Source organism: Luteimonas composti, from assembly GCF_042678665.1.
Lineage (GTDB): Bacteria > Pseudomonadota > Gammaproteobacteria > Xanthomonadales > Xanthomonadaceae > Luteimonas > Luteimonas composti.
Window position 1 is genome coordinate 158,671 of sequence record NZ_JBHTKU010000004.1, and the last position, 15,776, is coordinate 174,446.

At 66.2% G+C, this 15,776-nt stretch carries 12 protein-coding genes; 10 read left to right on the forward strand and 2 right to left on the reverse strand.

The features are described from left to right. From ACFQ2D_RS12765 to ACFQ2D_RS12785, 5 genes are read left to right on the forward strand one after another with little or no spacing between them, the layout of a single operon-like run. Positions 1-1,686 carry an AAA family ATPase gene (locus tag ACFQ2D_RS12765; RefSeq protein WP_280941048.1) on the forward strand — a complete coding sequence of 562 codons (1,686 nt, stop codon included), beginning with the start codon at positions 1-3 and terminating at the stop codon, positions 1,684-1,686. After that, the gene (locus ACFQ2D_RS12770) at positions 1,683-2,477 is read left to right on the forward strand and encodes an HNH endonuclease signature motif containing protein (protein ID WP_280941049.1); all 795 of its coding nucleotides are present in this window, start codon (positions 1,683-1,685) and stop codon (positions 2,475-2,477) included. Before ACFQ2D_RS12765 ends, ACFQ2D_RS12770 begins: the two co-directional genes overlap by 4 nt. Next, a complete protein-coding gene (locus tag ACFQ2D_RS12775) occupies positions 2,474-3,940 on the forward strand; it encodes a class I SAM-dependent DNA methyltransferase (protein WP_280941050.1) in 1,467 nt (488 codons plus the stop codon). Before ACFQ2D_RS12770 ends, ACFQ2D_RS12775 begins: the two co-directional genes overlap by 4 nt. Before the next feature lie 26 nt (positions 3,941-3,966). Then, a complete protein-coding gene (locus ACFQ2D_RS12780; RefSeq protein WP_280941051.1) occupies positions 3,967-6,186 on the forward strand; it encodes an AAA family ATPase in 2,220 nt (739 codons plus the stop codon). A gap of 3 nt (positions 6,187-6,189) precedes the next feature. Beyond that, a complete protein-coding gene (locus tag ACFQ2D_RS12785) occupies positions 6,190-7,461 on the forward strand; it encodes an McrC family protein (protein ID WP_280941052.1) in 1,272 nt (423 codons plus the stop codon). A gap of 58 nt (positions 7,462-7,519) precedes the next feature. On the opposite strand, the gene ACFQ2D_RS12790 is transcribed toward ACFQ2D_RS12785, so the two are convergent. Beyond that, positions 7,520-10,588 carry an efflux RND transporter permease subunit gene (locus ACFQ2D_RS12790; protein WP_280941053.1) on the reverse strand — a complete coding sequence of 1,023 codons (3,069 nt, stop codon included), beginning with the start codon at positions 10,586-10,588 and terminating at the stop codon, positions 7,520-7,522. Further along, positions 10,585-11,856 carry an efflux RND transporter periplasmic adaptor subunit gene (locus tag ACFQ2D_RS12795; protein ID WP_280941054.1) on the reverse strand — a complete coding sequence of 424 codons (1,272 nt, stop codon included), beginning with the start codon at positions 11,854-11,856 and terminating at the stop codon, positions 10,585-10,587. The genes ACFQ2D_RS12790 and ACFQ2D_RS12795 overlap by 4 nt, the downstream gene beginning before the upstream one ends. A gap of 76 nt (positions 11,857-11,932) precedes the next feature. On the opposite strand from ACFQ2D_RS12795, the gene ACFQ2D_RS12800 reads away from it, so the two are divergent. From ACFQ2D_RS12800 to ACFQ2D_RS12820, 5 genes are all read left to right on the forward strand, one after another. Next, positions 11,933-12,418, forward strand: coding sequence for a MarR family winged helix-turn-helix transcriptional regulator (locus ACFQ2D_RS12800; protein ID WP_280941055.1), 486 nt, complete (start codon positions 11,933-11,935; stop codon positions 12,416-12,418). 154 nt (positions 12,419-12,572) lie between these two features. Then, entirely contained in the window at positions 12,573-12,920 is a 348-nt protein-coding gene (locus ACFQ2D_RS12805; RefSeq protein WP_280941056.1) for an ArsR/SmtB family transcription factor, read from the forward strand. After that, entirely contained in the window at positions 12,917-13,348 is a 432-nt protein-coding gene (arsC, locus tag ACFQ2D_RS12810) for an arsenate reductase (glutaredoxin) (RefSeq protein ID WP_280941057.1), read from the forward strand. Before ACFQ2D_RS12805 ends, arsC begins: the two co-directional genes overlap by 4 nt. Next, positions 13,345-14,070 (forward strand): arsenical resistance protein ArsH, encoded by a 726-nt coding sequence (gene arsH / locus ACFQ2D_RS12815; protein WP_280941058.1) that lies wholly within the window; start codon positions 13,345-13,347, stop codon positions 14,068-14,070. The genes arsC and arsH overlap by 4 nt, the downstream gene beginning before the upstream one ends. 16 nt (positions 14,071-14,086) lie before the next feature. After that, positions 14,087-15,391: an arsenic transporter gene (locus tag ACFQ2D_RS12820; RefSeq protein WP_280941059.1), complete on the forward strand. Its 1,305-nt coding sequence runs from the start codon at positions 14,087-14,089 to the stop codon at positions 15,389-15,391. The last annotated feature ends 385 nt before the right edge of the window (positions 15,392-15,776 follow it).

The window sequence follows — 15,776 nt, forward strand, 5'->3', positions numbered from 1 at the left end:
ATGCGTCTGGACAAACTCACCATCGGCAGCGACAAAGACAGCCCGAAGCACCAGTTCAAGAACCTGAAGAATGTGACCATCGATTTCGATCAGGGTCACTGGGTCACGGTGGTGATCGGCTGGAACGGCACCGGCAAGTCAAACGTGCTGGAGGCGCTGGCCATTATCTTTCGCGATCTAATCGCCAAGAATCGCTCGCCTGCCTTTGCTTTTCAGCTGACCTATCGCATGGGCGTAGGCGAGAGCTTGCGGCACATTCACATTGATGCCGACCCCGACCGCAAGGAGGCTTTCAGAATTCACGTTGCGACCGATGCGCAAGCCAGTGGCGAAGGGCGCCTGACCTCACCAATCGAGAGCGAAGCGCAGGTGCCAGCCCTGCGTGGCCAGGCTATCAGACTCACGGCCTTCCTGAATGCAGGTGACGAGTATCTGCCGCGCTATGTGTTCAGCTACTACTCTGGCGAAAGCCCGCGTATGCACGAAGTTTTTCGCCCCTATCTCGAAAACTACGACAGTAAGCTGCGTAACGGCGAAGACCCCGGGCTGAAGCGCCTGTTCTACGCCATGCCGGTTCACAGCCAGTTTGTATTACTAGCCTTTCTGATCCAGCAGTCTGAGGTGGTGCGGGCCTTTCTCGATAACCACCTCGGCCTCGATCCGGATGAGGGCATTGAATCGGTACTGTTCGTGCTGCGCCAACCACCGTGGAAATCACGGGCAGCCGACGGTGATTCGAGATTCTGGAATGCGCGCGGCGTTGTGCGCGATTTTCTGTCTCGCCTCTACGACATTGCGTTGGCACCCATCGAGGTTAGTCGCCGCGTTTCAACATCGCTCTGGAATAAGGAAACGCTGCAGTTCAAGTATCTCTATGTAAAAGACATCGCAGCTTTGCGGCGCCTGGTTGGCGAGCAGCCAGCGTCGCACTTCTTCCGTGACCTAGAAAGCACCTACGTTTCGGAGCTCATCGAAGAAGTACGAATCCGGGTGAAGCTCAAGAAGAACGATGGCAGCGTGACCTTCCGGGAACTCAGCGAAGGTGAGCAGCAATTGCTAACCGTGCTGGGCTTGCTGCGCTTCACCGCCGAGGACGAAAGCTTATTCCTGCTAGATGAGCCGGATACTCATCTGAATCCGCGGTGGTGCGTGGACTACCTGACCTACTTAAAATCCTTTGTCGGGCAAGGCAGTCACGGGAAGGATAGCAGTCACATCGTGTTGACGACCCACAACCCGTTGGCCATTGCAGAGTTGGCGAAAGAACAAGTGCAGATCCTGTATCGCGAAGCAGGCAGCCATGCAGTACGCGCCGAGAATCCGGCCGTCGATCCGAAAGGCATGGGTTTCGCCGGCATCGTAACCAGCGATATGTTTGGCTTGGGCACCAGCTTGGATACAGCCACCAATGAGGACCTGCTGGCACTGCACCAGCTGTCCACTCAGCAGCTCCCACTCAGCGATACCGATCGCGCCACACTAGTTGAGATCCGTACGCGTCTAGAAGGACTGGATTTCAACTTTGCTTCCCGGGATAGATTGGAGCAAGAGTTTCTGCGTGCCCGATTTGATCTGGCTGCGGACGGCGATATCGACGGCGCCATTGTGACTCCAGAGAACAAGCAGAAGGCGCTCGACGCTTTGGTGTTAAGCCTGTTGCGCAGCTTGAAGGAGGGGCAGGCTTGAGATTCATCCTGATTCCTTCGCCCCCACATTTGCCGGCGCGCTGGCCAAAGGTTCACGCAGGCAGGCTCGCGAAGGTCAATTCCTTGGGAACTCACGCGCTTCGGTCTGCCTACATCAGAAAGAACGGTAGCTGGGGCTTGCTAAAGAACTGGCTTGCCAAGGCCAGCGGGTACAAATGCTGGTATTGCGAAGCCAAGAGCACACGCGCACCGTTTGATGTCGACCACTTTCGGCCGAAACTCGGCATTACGGTCGATGGCGTGAAGCTGGCGGGTCATGAGGGTTACTACTGGTTGGCCTATGAATGGTCGAATTTCCGGCTGTCGTGCCAACGATGCAATCGACCGGAGAAAGATGACACCGACGTTCTGCACGGCAAGGCCAACGAGTTCCCTATTCGTGATGAGACACAGCGTTGTGCACTGCCTACGGGACAACTGGATACTGAGTCGCCTAGGTTGCTGGACCCTTGCGTTCAGTCTGATTGCGCGCTGCTCGCTAATGGCATTGACGGCGAGGTCAAGCCGGCCGCGCCGGATGGCACATGGGAGTATGCGCGCGCGCGATACACAATTGATCGGTTGGGATTCAATGAGTGGAACACGCCTGAAGACAAACGCAGTCGCTGGCAAACACTGGCCACCCTGCTAACGTTGATGGGTAACACATCGAACCCGGCGGTCACTTCTGAGATAACAAAGCATCTTTCCCAAGATCACGAATACTCAAGTTTTTTCCGGGCTGCTATTGGCACCCATCGAGACAAAGCTTGGGTGGAAGCCCTTCTATGAACACAAGCACCCTCGTCCAGAAGGTCTGGAACTTCTGCCACACCCTGCGCGACGACGGCGTCGGCTACGGCGACTATCTGGAACAGCTTACCTATCTGCTGTTCCTCAAGCTGGCGCATGAGTATTCGCAGCCACCCTATAACCGCGACACCCGTATCCCGAAGAGTTGCGACTGGACCAGCCTGCGCAGCAAGGCCGGCGAGCCGCTGGAAGCACACTACCTGAAAGTGCTGCACAAGCTGGGCGAAGAGCCCGGCATGCTGGGCGCGATCTTCTTCAAGGCCCAGAACAAGATCCAGGACCCGGCCAAGCTTGCGCGCCTGGTGCAGATGATAGATGCCGAGAACTGGATCGGGCTCGATACTGACGTCAAGGGCGATCTTTACGAAGGCCTGCTGCAGAAGAACGCCGAGGACACCAAGAGCGGCGCCGGGCAGTACTTCACCCCTCGTGTACTGATCGAAGCCATGGTCGAGTGCGTGCAACCCGAACCCGGCAAGACCATCGCCGATCCGGCCTGCGGCACCGGCGGTTTCTTCCTTGGCGCGTACGACTGGCTCACCCGCGATGACGTGACCCTAGACCGGAAACAGAAGAACTTCCTGAAGCATAAGACCTTCTTCGGCAACGAGATCGTTGCCGCCACCCGCCGCCTCTGCCTGATGAACCTGTTCCTGCACAACATCGGCGACCTTGATGGTCAGCCGACGGTGGATCGCGCCGACGCGCTGATCTCCGAGCCCGCCCAGAAGTTCGACTACGTGCTTGCCAATCCGCCCTTCGGCAAGAAAAGCAGCATGACCATCACCAGCGCGGACGGTGAGGAAGACCGCGATGCGTTGACCTACGAGCGCCAGGACTTCTGGCAGACCACATCAAACAAGCAGCTCAACTTCCTTCAGCACATCGTCTCGATGCTCAAGACTACCGGCCGGGCAGCCGTGGTGCTGCCGGACAACGTGCTGTTCGAGGGGGGTGCCGGTGAGAAGATCCGCCGCAAGCTGCTGGAAACCTGCGATGTCCATACCCTGCTGCGCCTGCCAACCGGCATCTTCTATGCACAGGGTGTCAAGGCCAACGTGCTGTTCTTCGACGCTAGGCCGAAGGATGGCAAGGTGCAGACCAAGGGCATGTGGATCTATGACCTGCGCACCAACAAGCACTTCACCCTGAAGACCCGGCCGCTGCGCCGCGAAGACCTGCAGGAGTTCGTCGAGGCCTACAACCCGGCCAACCGGCACAAGCGGAAGGAGTCGGAGCGCTTCCGTTACTTCGCGTACAAGGACCTGGTTGCCCGTGACAAGGCCAGCCTGGATATCTTCTGGCTCAAGGACGACAGCCTCGACGACCTGGAGAACCTTCCGCCGCCCGATGTACTGGCGCAGGAGATCATCGACCATCTGGAGGCTGCACTGGCCTCGTTCCGCGATGTGGCGGCGGCGCTGCCCCGCTCTGCTCCCTGACACGCCAGTACCCTCGGAGAGATCGAATGGCGCTCTATACCTACCATCACGACGCGCCGACCATCACGGCAGCTGGGCGCCGCTGGGTGCAGACCAGTCTGGTTGGGGACGCCAGCGTGCTGGGCGGCGGCACGATCAGTACCGCCGCGAACTACGACGCGCTGGACCGGCACTTCATCCAGCAACCCGACGCCGGCAGCGGGAGCTTCTACGAGAAACTCAAGACGCAGCTTGCCTCCGCGCCGGCGGATGCCCGCAAGCTGATGGCCGAGCTGCTCTGGGCGCTGTTCCTGTTTCCCAGCAACATCACCGAAGACACCAAGCGCGAAGGCATTCTGGAGGTCTGGGGCTGGTCTGGCGAGCAACTGGACCCCGCACACCCAATGCTGTCGGACAAGCTGCTGGACGGCATCGGTTCCGGCGGCATGGGTGTCAATACCAACCGCTGGCGCGAAATGGCTTACCTGATCCGGCTGGGGCAGTCGATCAAGGCGGTTCCCGAGGCGGACCGTGCCGGAATCTTCGCCGACTACGACCGCTTTCTCGACTGGATCGAGACGATCCAGGAAAGCGGCGACCGGCAGTTCCGCCACATGCTCCGCTACTTCCTGTTTCCCGAGCGAGTCGAGCGCATGTCCAGCAATGGCGACCGCTACAAGGTGCTGGCTGGTTTCGGCGTGTCACCGATCAGGCAGACCCGCCGCTGGACCGATCGGCAGCTGGATGATGCCCTCCTCGATCTGCGTCGCAGCCTTGAAGAACGGTACGGCACCAAGGATCTCGATTTCTATCTGGAACCGTTGCGCGACCAGTGGAAGAAGCCCAATGAGCCCGACGAGGCGGCGGGAGAAGAGAGCGGGATCGAGGACGGTGCGACCCACGTGCAGGAGAACGAGCCTGCCTACGTGAGGCGTACGGGGCCTGCGCGCAACCTGATCCTGTACGGACCACCCGGGACTGGCAAGACCTGGAAGCTGCAGCAGTTGTTTGCGAAGTACACCGACCAGCCGGCGGACGTGGACCGGACCACGTGGGAGCTGGGGTTGGTCGCCAGATTCGGCTGGCGTGCCGTCATCGCGGCTGCCCTCGCGGATCTGGGCAAGGCCGTCAAGGTCACGACGCTGGAGCAGCACGCACTGATTCGGGCGAAGGCTGCCCAGCGTAAGCGGAGCAATGTGCGGGCCAGCCTGTGGGGCTACATGCAGAGTCATACGCCGCTGGATGTCACGACGGTCAATGTGGCCGACCGTCGTCCGCCATTCGTGTTCATCAAAGGCGAGGAATCAGACTGGACCGTCGTCGCGGACTGGCAGGAGGCGGACCCAGAGGCCGCGGAACTGCTGGACGCGTGGCAGACAGGGCCGGGAGTCGCCGGCCGGGCTGTCTCGCGCTACCGCGTGGTGACCTTCCACCCTTCCTACTCATACGAGGATTTCGTGATCGGCCTGCGCCCCATTGCCGCCGACAGCAACGGCGATGCCGGCTTCCGCATGGTCGACGGCGTGTTCAAGCAGATCTGTGCGGAGGCACGGGCCAATCCCGGCAAGCCCTACGCCCTGTTCATCGACGAGATCAATCGGGCGAACATCGCCAAGGTGTTCGGCGAACTCATCACCCTGATCGAGCCGGACAAGCGCGCGCACTACGATGCGGAAAGCAATCTGGTCGGCGGCATGGAGGTCCAGCTTCCCGGGACGGGCGACGAGGATGGCGAAGCGGAGCGGTTCGGCGTGCCGGACAACCTGGATATCTACGGCACGATGAACACGGCCGACAGGTCGATCGCCCTGCTCGATATCGCGCTGCGGCGTCGCTTCGAGTTCGAAGAGATGCCGCCCAGTTACAAGGTGCTGGAGCGGCGCGTGGAAGGCGTCGAGCTTGCGCGGCTGCTGCAGGCGATCAACGAGCGCCTGGAGTTCCTGGCCGACCGCGACCGGCTCATCGGGCATGCCTACTTCACCCGCGTCGGGAGTCTGGACGATCTGCGCAATGTATTCCGTCTGCAGGTCATTCCTCTGCTGCAGGAGTACTTCTTCGATGATTGGAGCCGGATCGGGCTTGTGCTGGCGGCGCGTGGCGGGAGTTCGTTCTTCCTGCGTGCCGAGACGATGGACGCGGCTGACGTGTTCGGCAGCCTCGCGGACGTCGGAGTACAGGAGCGCGTCCGGTATGCGTTGACGCCCGCGTCGGATTGGACAGTCGAGGCGTTCCGATCCCTTTACGAATCCCCGGAAGCCATGGGCTGAGCGATGCAGGGGCGCACGCTCACCGCGATCGAGCATCAGGTGCTCCCGGTCGGAACGGGTGACGCTGCACTGTCGCCGGCCGACGCCGAGCGCCTTGCCTCGGTGGCCCGGCAACGCCCCGGCTTTTGCACGCCGGGGCACAGGTCGATCCGCCTGTCCCAGTTCGTCGGGCTGGTAAGCCTTGGCAACGGACGCGTACTCGAGATCTTGCCCAAGGTAGGCGAGCAGGTGGAACCCACACGGGCGCGGGGCACTCTGCTTCGGCTTCTGCGATGGGCGTACGACCTGCCCTCCTTCGCCGGAGTCGAGGTAACCCATGGCCTGCAGCAGCGCACGCTGCTGGATGTTTTCGTGCTGGCGTACCTGCGCGCGCTGGTCCCTCTGGTGCGGGCCGGGCTCGTGCGGCGTTACAGAAGCATCGAGGATGACCTCGGCGTCGTTCGTGGACGCCTGCTGCTGCAGCGCCAGGTTGCGACCCACGCAATGCGCATCGACCGGATTGCCTGCCGGTTTGACGACCTGGACATCGACAACTCATGGAACCAGGTGTTGAAGGCCGCGCTGGTTGCGACAAGACCATGGGCGCGCGGGCTGGAGTCGGGGCGTCTCTGGCTGGAGATGGCAGCCGCGTTCGATGAGGTTCGCCTGCGCGATGACGGGCTGGCACTACATCGCAACCTGCCTTTAGACCGTCAAGTCAGTCACTACACCCCGGCACTGCAATGGGCCGGCTGGATTCTGCAGTTGCTGTCCCCTGACGTTCGCAGCGGTTCCAGTTCGGCGCCCGAACTGCTGTTCGATATGAATCGGGTATTCGAGTTGGCCGTGGCGACGCGGCTTCGGCGACGCGCCAATTCCTTGGGGCTCCACCTGCATTCGCAGCACAGCGGCCGCCACCTCGCACACGATCAGGAAGACCCGCATCGGCGCTTCTTCAGTCTGCGGCCCGATCTCGTGCTGAGTCACGGCGAAACGGTAGTCGCGGTAGCCGATACAAAATGGATCCGCCTTGGAAAGGACAGGCGCGGATACCTCGTCCCCGTCGACGCGCATGCCTATCAACTTCACGCCTACGCCGCTGCTTACCCGTGTGACGAAGCGGTGCTGATCTACCCCTGGCACGAAGACCTGGACGGCGCGCGTATCTCCGGCTATCGCCTACCAGGCGGCGGCGACCGCCGGCCGGTGCTGCATGTAGTCTGCGCAGACGTGGAAGACGAAGCTCTGCCTCTGTACCTCGCCGGAGAATCGGCCAGTTTCTCGCGCTTGGCCTGATCGTCAACAAGGTCGGGATAATGGGATCAGGTTCACTTTGGCGTAGCCGCAAACGCACTTAGCTTGCAACGGCCGCAGTTTGGCGCCGCTTGAGTTTCCTCACGACCCACTCCTCCACATCATCCACCAGCGTAAACGCCGCCGGCACCACGACCAGGCTGAGTACGGTGGAGGTGATCAGGCCGCCGATCACGGCCACGGCCATGGGCATGCGGAAGCTGGCGTCGGCGGTCAGGCCCAGGGCGATGGGCAGCATGCCGGCGCCCATGGCCATGGTGGTCATGATCACGGGGCGGGCGCGCTTGTGGCAGGCGTCCATCAGGGCTTCGTGGCGCGACATGCCCTGCTCCTGCGCCATCACCGCGTAGTCCACCAGCAGGATGGAGTTCTTCACCGCGATGCCGATCAGCAGGATCAGGCCGATCAGCACCGACAGCGAGATGTCCAGGCCCGTCACCAGCAGCGCGCCGAAGGCGCCGCCTGCGGCCAGCGGCACGGCCACGAGGATGGTGATGGGCTGGCTGGCGTGGTTGAACAGCAGCAGCAGCACGCCGTACACGCAGAAGATGCCGGCCACCATGGCCATCACGAAACCGCCGAACATCTCGGCGAACACTTCGCTGTCGCCGGCGGCCTGGCGCTCCACGCCCGGCGGCAGGTTCTGCAGCGCAGGCAGCGCGTCGATCTGCTTTTCCACCTCGCCCATGGCCATGCCGTTGAGGTCGACGGTAATCGTGACGTTGCGGCGGCGGTCGAAGCGGTCGATCTGCGAGGGTCCGCTGGCGGTGGTGATCTCGGCGACGGACGACAGCGGCACGCTGCCGCCGCTGGCGGTGGGCACGCGCAGCTGGCCGAGCAGGGCCGGGTCCGACAATGCCGCTTCGTCGAGCTGCACGCGGATCGGCACCTGGCGCTCGGGCAGGTTGAGCTTGGACAGGAACTGCTCGTAGTCGCCGCGGGTGGCCACGCGGGTGGCGGCGGCGATGTCGGCGGTGGAGACGCCAAGGTCGGCGGCGCGCGCGGCATCGGGGCGCACGATGATCTCCGGACGCACCAGCGCGGCCGACGAGCTGACGGTGCCCAGGCCCGGCAGCTGGCGGATGCCGCGCTCCACGTCGCGCGCGGCTTCGGCCAGCTTCACCGGGTCGTCGCCGGCCAGCACCAGCTGCAGCGCGCGGCCGGGCTCGCCGCCCTGGAAGCTCAGGCGCAGGCCGGGCAGGTCGGCCAGGCGCTCGCGCACCTGCGATTCCAGCTCGTACTGGGTGGGGTCGCGGTCGTCCTTCCAGCGGATGGTGAGCGTGGCCTTGCGCAGTTCGGCGCTGCTCAGGTCGCCCGCCGGGCCACCGGGGCCGGAGGTGCTGCCGGCGGTGACGAACACGTGCTCGATCTCGGGGATGTCGGCGATGCGCTGGCGCGCGGTTTCGGCGACTTCCTCGGTGGTGGCGAGCGCGGTGCCCGGCGGCAACTCGAGCAGCACGCTGCTCTGGATGCCGTCGGTGGGCGGGATGAAGGTGACTTTCAGCAGCGGCAGCAGCGCCAGCGAGCCGATGAAGATGCCCAGCGCGACGGCGAGCGTGCGGTTGCGGTGCCTGAGCGAGTTGTCGACGAAGCGCAGGTACCACTGCATCAGCTTCGAATCGCCCTTGTGCTCGGGCAGCGGCTTGAGCAGGTAGGCGGCCATCATCGGCGTGATCAGGCGCGCGACCAGCAGCGAGAACATCACCGCGGCCGCGGCGGTCCAGCCAAACTCGCGGAAGAACTTGCCGGGGATGCCGGGCATGAAGGCCACCGGGATGAACACCGCGGCCAGGGTGCAGGAGGTGGCGATCACCGCCAGGCCGATCTCGTCGGCGGCCTCGAGCGCGGCGGTCTTGGGCGCCTTGCCCATGCGCAGGTGGCGGTCGATGTTCTCGACTTCCACGATGGCATCGTCCACCAGGATGCCCACCACCACGGCCAGCGCCAGCAGGGTGATCATGTTGAGGCTGAAGCCGAACCAGTACATCACCGCGAAGGTCGGGATGATCGACAGCGGCAGGGCCACGGCGGAGATGAAGGTGGCGCGCCAGTCGCGCAGGAACAGGAACACCACCAGCACCGCGAGCGCGGCGCCCTCGTAGAGCATGTGCATCGAGGATTCGAACGAGTCCTCGGCCACCTGGGTGGTGGAGGCCACTTCCACCATGCGCAGGCGCGGCTGCTCGTCCTGCAGCTTTGCCACGGCTTCGCGCACGGCGTTGCCGACGTCGACCTCGCTGGTGTTGGTGGTGCGCTGCACGGCGAAACCGATCACCGGGCGGCCGTCGAGCGTGGTGCGCTGGCTGACCGTGGCATTGCCGTCGGTGACGGTGGCCAGCGTGGACAGGCGCACGCTGCGGCCGTCGGGCATGGAGATGGGGAAGTCGGCCAGGTCCGCAGCATCGGTCACGGTGCCGAGGGTGCGCACGGCCTGCTCGCTGCCGCCCACGGTGGTGCGGCCGCCGGGCTGCTCCTGCTGGATGCGCGCGAGCTGCTGGCTGATCAGCGCCGGGCTGGCGCCGAACCCCTGCACGGCCTCGGGCCGCAGGGCGACGCGGATCTCACGGTCCACGCCGCCGATGCGCCGCACCGCGCCCACGCCGGGCACGGCGAACAGGCGCTTGGCCACGGTGTCGTCGATGAACCAGCTGAGCTCCTCGTCGCTCCAGCCGTCGGCGGTGACCGCGTAGTGCAGCATGTCGCCGCCGGTGACGTTGACCAGCGAGACGATGGGCGGTTCGACGTCGGCCGGCAGGTCGATGCGCACGCGGTCGATGGCGTCGCGCACCTCGTCCTTGGCGATGGTGCCGTCCTTCTCGATCTCGAAGGTCAGCACGGTGGTGGACACGCCCTCGTTGACGATCGAGACCATGTTGTCCAGCGCCGGGATGCTGGCGGTGGCGTCTTCGACCTTGCGCGTGACCTGGGTTTCCAGGGTGCTGGGGCTGGCGCCCGGAAGCGTGACGGTAACGTTGACCACCGGCACGGTGAGGTCGGGGAACTGCGAAACCGCGAGGCGGTTGAACGCGACCAGCCCGGCCGCGGTGAGCAGGATGAAGACCAGGATCGCCGGCAGCGGGCGGTGGATGGACCAGGCGGAGAAGTTCATGGGCTGGCGGCCGGGGCGTCGGTGGCGGCGTCATCGGAACCGGCGCTGCGGGCGGTTCCGCTACCGCCGGTGCTGGTGCCGGAGCGGGCCGGGTTCGCGGCCGTGCCCGCACCCTGCGCGGGCGCGGACGCATCGGTATGCGCGCCGTTGGCGCTTGCCGCCGCAGCGTTGCCGTCGGGGTTGGCTGCCGCTGCGCCGGCCGGCGGCGGCGCATCGACCACGCGCACCAGGTCGCCATCGCCGAGGAAACCCGCGCCGCGTGCGACCACGCGTGCACCGGAGTCCAGGCCGCTGCGCACCTCGATGTGTTCCCCGTGCATCGGCCCGACCTCGATGCCCTGCTCGCGCACGCGGTTCTCGCCATCGACGATGAACACGTAGGCGCGGCCATCGCGGCGCACCACCGCTTCGTTCGGGATCAGCAACGCCTGCGCGCGGCCCAGCGCGATGCGGCCCTGCGCGAACATGCCGGCGCGCAGGGGGCCAGGCTCGACGAGGTCGGCATAGATGGTGCCGGTGCGGCTCTGCGCATCCAGCGCCGGCGCGACGCGTCGCACGGTGCCGGCCACCGGCCCGGCCGGGGTGTCCACCTGCACGGTGGTGCCGGGCGAGACCAGCAGCAGGTCGCCCTCCGCCAGCTCGGCGCGCCACTCCAGGCGGCCGTCGCGGATCAGGCGCAGCAGCTCGCCGCCGGCGCCCACCACCTGCCCGGGCTGCACGCTGCGCGCGGAGACCACCCCATCCACCGGGGCGCGCACCACGGTGAAGTCGCGCTGCACGCGCGCCGCGTCGCGGCTGGCGATTGCGGTGTTGAGCCGCGCCTGGGCATTGGCGCGCGCGGCTTCGGCCTCTTCGGCGTCCTGCAGCGAGACCATGCGGTCGTTGGCCAGCGCGCGCACGCGCGTGGCTTTGCGGCTGGCGGTATCGAGGTTGGTGCGGGCTTCGGTCACCGACGCATCGGCCTGGGCCAGCTGCGAGGCCAGGGTGCGATCGTCCAGGCGCAGCAGCACGTCGCCCTGCTCCACCACACTGCCCACTTCCACCTCGACGCTGGACACGCGCACGCCGGACAGCTCGACACCCACCGACACCTCCTCCCACGCCGCCACCGCGCCGGAGGCCGTGACTTCGCGCACCACCTCACGCGTCGTTGGCGTGGCCAGCGATACGGTCAGGCTTGGCGTGGCCTCGGGAGGCGCGTCGTCGCCGCAGGCGGCCAGGGACAGCAGTCCGGCAACGGCCAGCGCGCGCAGGGGAAAGGCAGGCATGGGGTTTCCGCTCGTATCAGAAGGCTGATACTCTATCAGCACACTGATAAGTTGCGGAAGCCCGCGGAGGTGGCCGATGGCCGATCACGACGCCAGCCCCCTGGAAGCGTTCAGGAATTCCCCCGCCTACCGCACCACGTCGCTGCTCAAGCGCCTGCACATGGGACTGACGGTGGTGATGGAGGAAAGCCTGCGCACCCATGGCATCGAACTCTCGCGGCCACAGGCGCTGGTGCTGATGCACCTGCTGGAGCACCCCGGCGCCTCGAACGCGGACCTGGCGCGCCTGAGCGCGGTGTCGCCGCAGACCATGCACAAGATCCTGCTGCGTCTGGCGCGCGACGGACTGGTGACGCGTGCGCCGCACCCGTGGCTGGGACGGGTGATGTCGTTCCGGATCACCGACGCGGGACGCGACCTGGTGACGCACGGCGCGCGGGTGGCGCAGGGCGTGATCGACGGTGCACTCGGGGGGCTTTCCCCTGCGGAGCAGGAGCAGCTGGTCGGGCTGCTGGAGCGCTGCGTGGCGCGACTGCCGTCGAACCTGCTCAAGCCGGAGTGAGGCAGCCCCCCGGCGGGGATTTCGGCTCAGCCTCCGCGTTACGCCGCTGGCCGCGCTCCTGGTTTGTACGGCAGGGCTGCCGGGCAGGGGCCGCGCAGAATGCGACCGGTTACGACTGTTGCATTCTACAACCCTCGTTGTAGAGTCTTGATTCATGAACGACAACGACGCCGTCTCCGCCCTGGCTGCGCTCGCCCATGGCGACCGCCTCGCCGCCTTCCGGATGCTGGTGCGCGCCGGCGCCGGGGGCATGGCCTCCGGCGAAATCGCGGAGGGCCTGTCGATCCCGCCGACGCGGATGAGCTTCCACCTGGCCACGCTGGAACGCACAGGCCTGCTGCGCTCGTGGCGCGACGGGCGCCGCATCCTCTACGCGGCGAGCTATGACGACATGCGCCAGCTCCTGGCCTTCCTCACCGAGGACTGCTGCTCCGGGAAACCGGAGATCTGCGGCGACCTGGCCACGCTCCCCGCTTCCTGTTCCGCCGAGACCTGCGCATGACCCCTGCCCCGCCGTCGACTTCGACGATCTACCACAACCCCGCCTGCGGCACCTCCCGCAACACGCTGGCGATGATGCGCGAGTCGGGCGAGAACCCCGAGGTGATCGAGTACCTGGTGACGCCGCCCTCGCGCGAGACGCTGGTGGCGCTGATCGCCGCAATGGGAATCCCGCCGCGCGATCTGCTGCGCCGCAAGGGGACGCCCTTTGCGGAGCTGGGCCTGGACGATCCCGGACTCAGCGACGACGAACTGGTCGACGCGATGGTGGCGCATCCGATCCTGATCAACCGCCCCATCGTCGTGACCCCGCGGGGCGCGGCGCTGTGCCGGCCGTCGGAGAAGGTGCTGGCGCTGCTGGACAACCCGGTCGCGTCGTTCACCAAGGAGGATGGCGAGGTGGTCGCGCCTGGCGGGCCGTCGAAGTGATGGATGCCATTGCGTTCGATCTGCCCCATGTCGACCTGGCGCAGCTCGCGCCGATCGATGCCGGCGCGCTGGCCGCGCCCGGCGATCCGGGCCATCCGCCCCGGATCCTGATCCTCTACGGCTCGCTGCGGGAACGTTCGTACTCGCGCCTGCTGGCTGAAGAGGCCGACCGGCTGCTGCGCTGGTACGGCTGCGACGTGCGCATGTTCGACCCGCACGGCCTGCCGCTGCCGGACGACGCGGCGCCCGACCACCCGAAGGTGGGCGAACTGCGCGGTCTCGCGGACTGGTCCGAGGGCATGGTCTGGGTCAGCCCGGAGCGCCACGGCGCCATGACCGGCATCATGAAGGCGCAGATCGACTGGATTCCCCTGGCGCAGGGCGCCCGGCGCCCGACCCAGGGCAAGACGCTGGCGGTGATGCAGGTCTGCGGAGGCTCCCAGAGCTTCAACGCCGTCAACCAGCTGCGCGTGCTGGGGCGCTGGATGCGCATGGTCACCATCCCGAACCAGTCTTCCGTCGCCAAGGCGTACCAGGAATTCGACGAGGCCGGGCGCATGAAGCCGTCGGCCTACTACCAGCGGGTGGTCGATGTCTGCGAGGAGCTGGTGAAGTTCACCTGGCTGGTGCGGGGGCGTTCGGCCTACCTCACCGACCGCTACTCCGAGCGCGTCGAAACCGACGAAGCGCTGTCCAGGCGCGTCGACCAGCGCGCCATCTGACCCCTCCGGAAGCGCCATGCTCGCCCTCGCGATCTTCGTCGCCACGCTCGTGCTGGTCATCTGGCAGCCGCGCGGGCTTGGCATCGGCTGGTCGGCGCTCGCCGGCGCGGCGGTGGCGCTCGCCACCGGCGTCGTGGGCTGGAGCGACGTGGGCACGGTGTGGGGCATCGTCTGGGATGCCACGTTCACTTTCGTGGCCCTGATCGTCATCTCGCTCATCCTGGACGAGGCGGGCTTCTTCGCGTGGGCGGCCCTGCACGTGGCGCGCTGGGGGGGCGGGGACGGCCGCCGGCTGTTCCCGCTGATCGTGCTGCTGGGCGCGGCGATCGCCGCGGTGTTCGCCAACGACGGCGCGGCGCTGCTGCTGACGCCGATCGTGCTGGCCATCCTGCTGCGCCTGCATTTTCCGCCCGCCGGGGCGCTGGCCTTCACCGTGGCCTGCGGCTTCATCGCCGACACCGCGAGCCTGCCGCTGGTGGTCTCGAACCTGGTGAACATCGTCACCGCGAACTTCTTCGACGTGTCGTTCGGTCGCTACGCGGCAGTCATGGTGCCGGTGAACCTGGTGTCGGTCGTCGCGACGTTGCTGGTGCTGTGGCTCTGGTTCCGGAACGACATCCGCGTCTCCTACGCGGTCCGCGAGCTGGAGGCGCCGCGCCTGGCGATCCGCGACCACGCCGTGTTCCGGGCCGCGCTGCCGCTGCTGGCGCTGCTGCTGGTGGCCTACTTCGCCACAGGGCCGCTTGGCGTGCCGATCTCGCTGGTAACCGGCGCGGCCGCGCTGCTGCTGATGGCCATCGCGGGACGCTGGGCGACCGGCGGCCGGGGCGCCACGATGGCGCTGCCCGCGATCCTGCGCGGCGCGCCCTGGCAGATCGTGCTGTTCTCGCTCGGGATGTACCTGGTGGTCTACGGGCTGGGCAATGCCTGGCTGACGGCCGCGGCGACCGGCGTGCTCGAATGGCTGGCCGCGCAAGGGACGTTCGTGGCGGGCGTGGGCACGGGCTTCGCCGTGGCCGCCCTGGCGTCGGTCATGAACAACATGCCGGCGACCCTGGTCGGTGCGCTGGCCATCGACGGCGCCGACGTCCCGGCGGCGACCCGCGAGCTGATGCTGTACGCCAACGTCGTCGGCAACGACCTGGGGCCCAAGCTGACGCCCATCGGTTCGCTTGCCACCCTGCTGTGGCTGCACGTGCTCGCAGGGAAGGGGCAGCGGATCACGTGGGGCCAGTACATGAAGGTCGGACTGGCGCTGACGCCACCGGTCCTGCTGGCGACGCTGGTGACACTGTGGCTCTGGCTGCCGCTGTCCCGGTAGGCGAGCGGCGCGCGGTCGGGGGCAGTCGCCTCTGCTCGACGGACTCCATCCGCATGCGGAAGCTGCGCACACCGCTCATCCGCCTGTTGCGGACGCGATCGCATCCCATAACTCGCCGAGCCACCCACGACCCGCACGCTAGACGATCTCGCGACTCCGATTCGAGGTTTGCCCTCCCCCGCACGCGGGGAGCAAGCCGATGCGCGAGGCGTTGGCGCACATGGACGCCAGGCTGCCTGCTGTTGCCCCTGCCCCGCGTGTGGGGGAAGGCCACAGAACGGCTTCAAAGCGCCTATGACAGCCTTCCCCCTTCCCCTGCGTGCGGGGAAGGCCGGGATGGAGGCGCGCGCCGAAGGCGCGTGCTGCTGACGCGGCGACCTGCCGT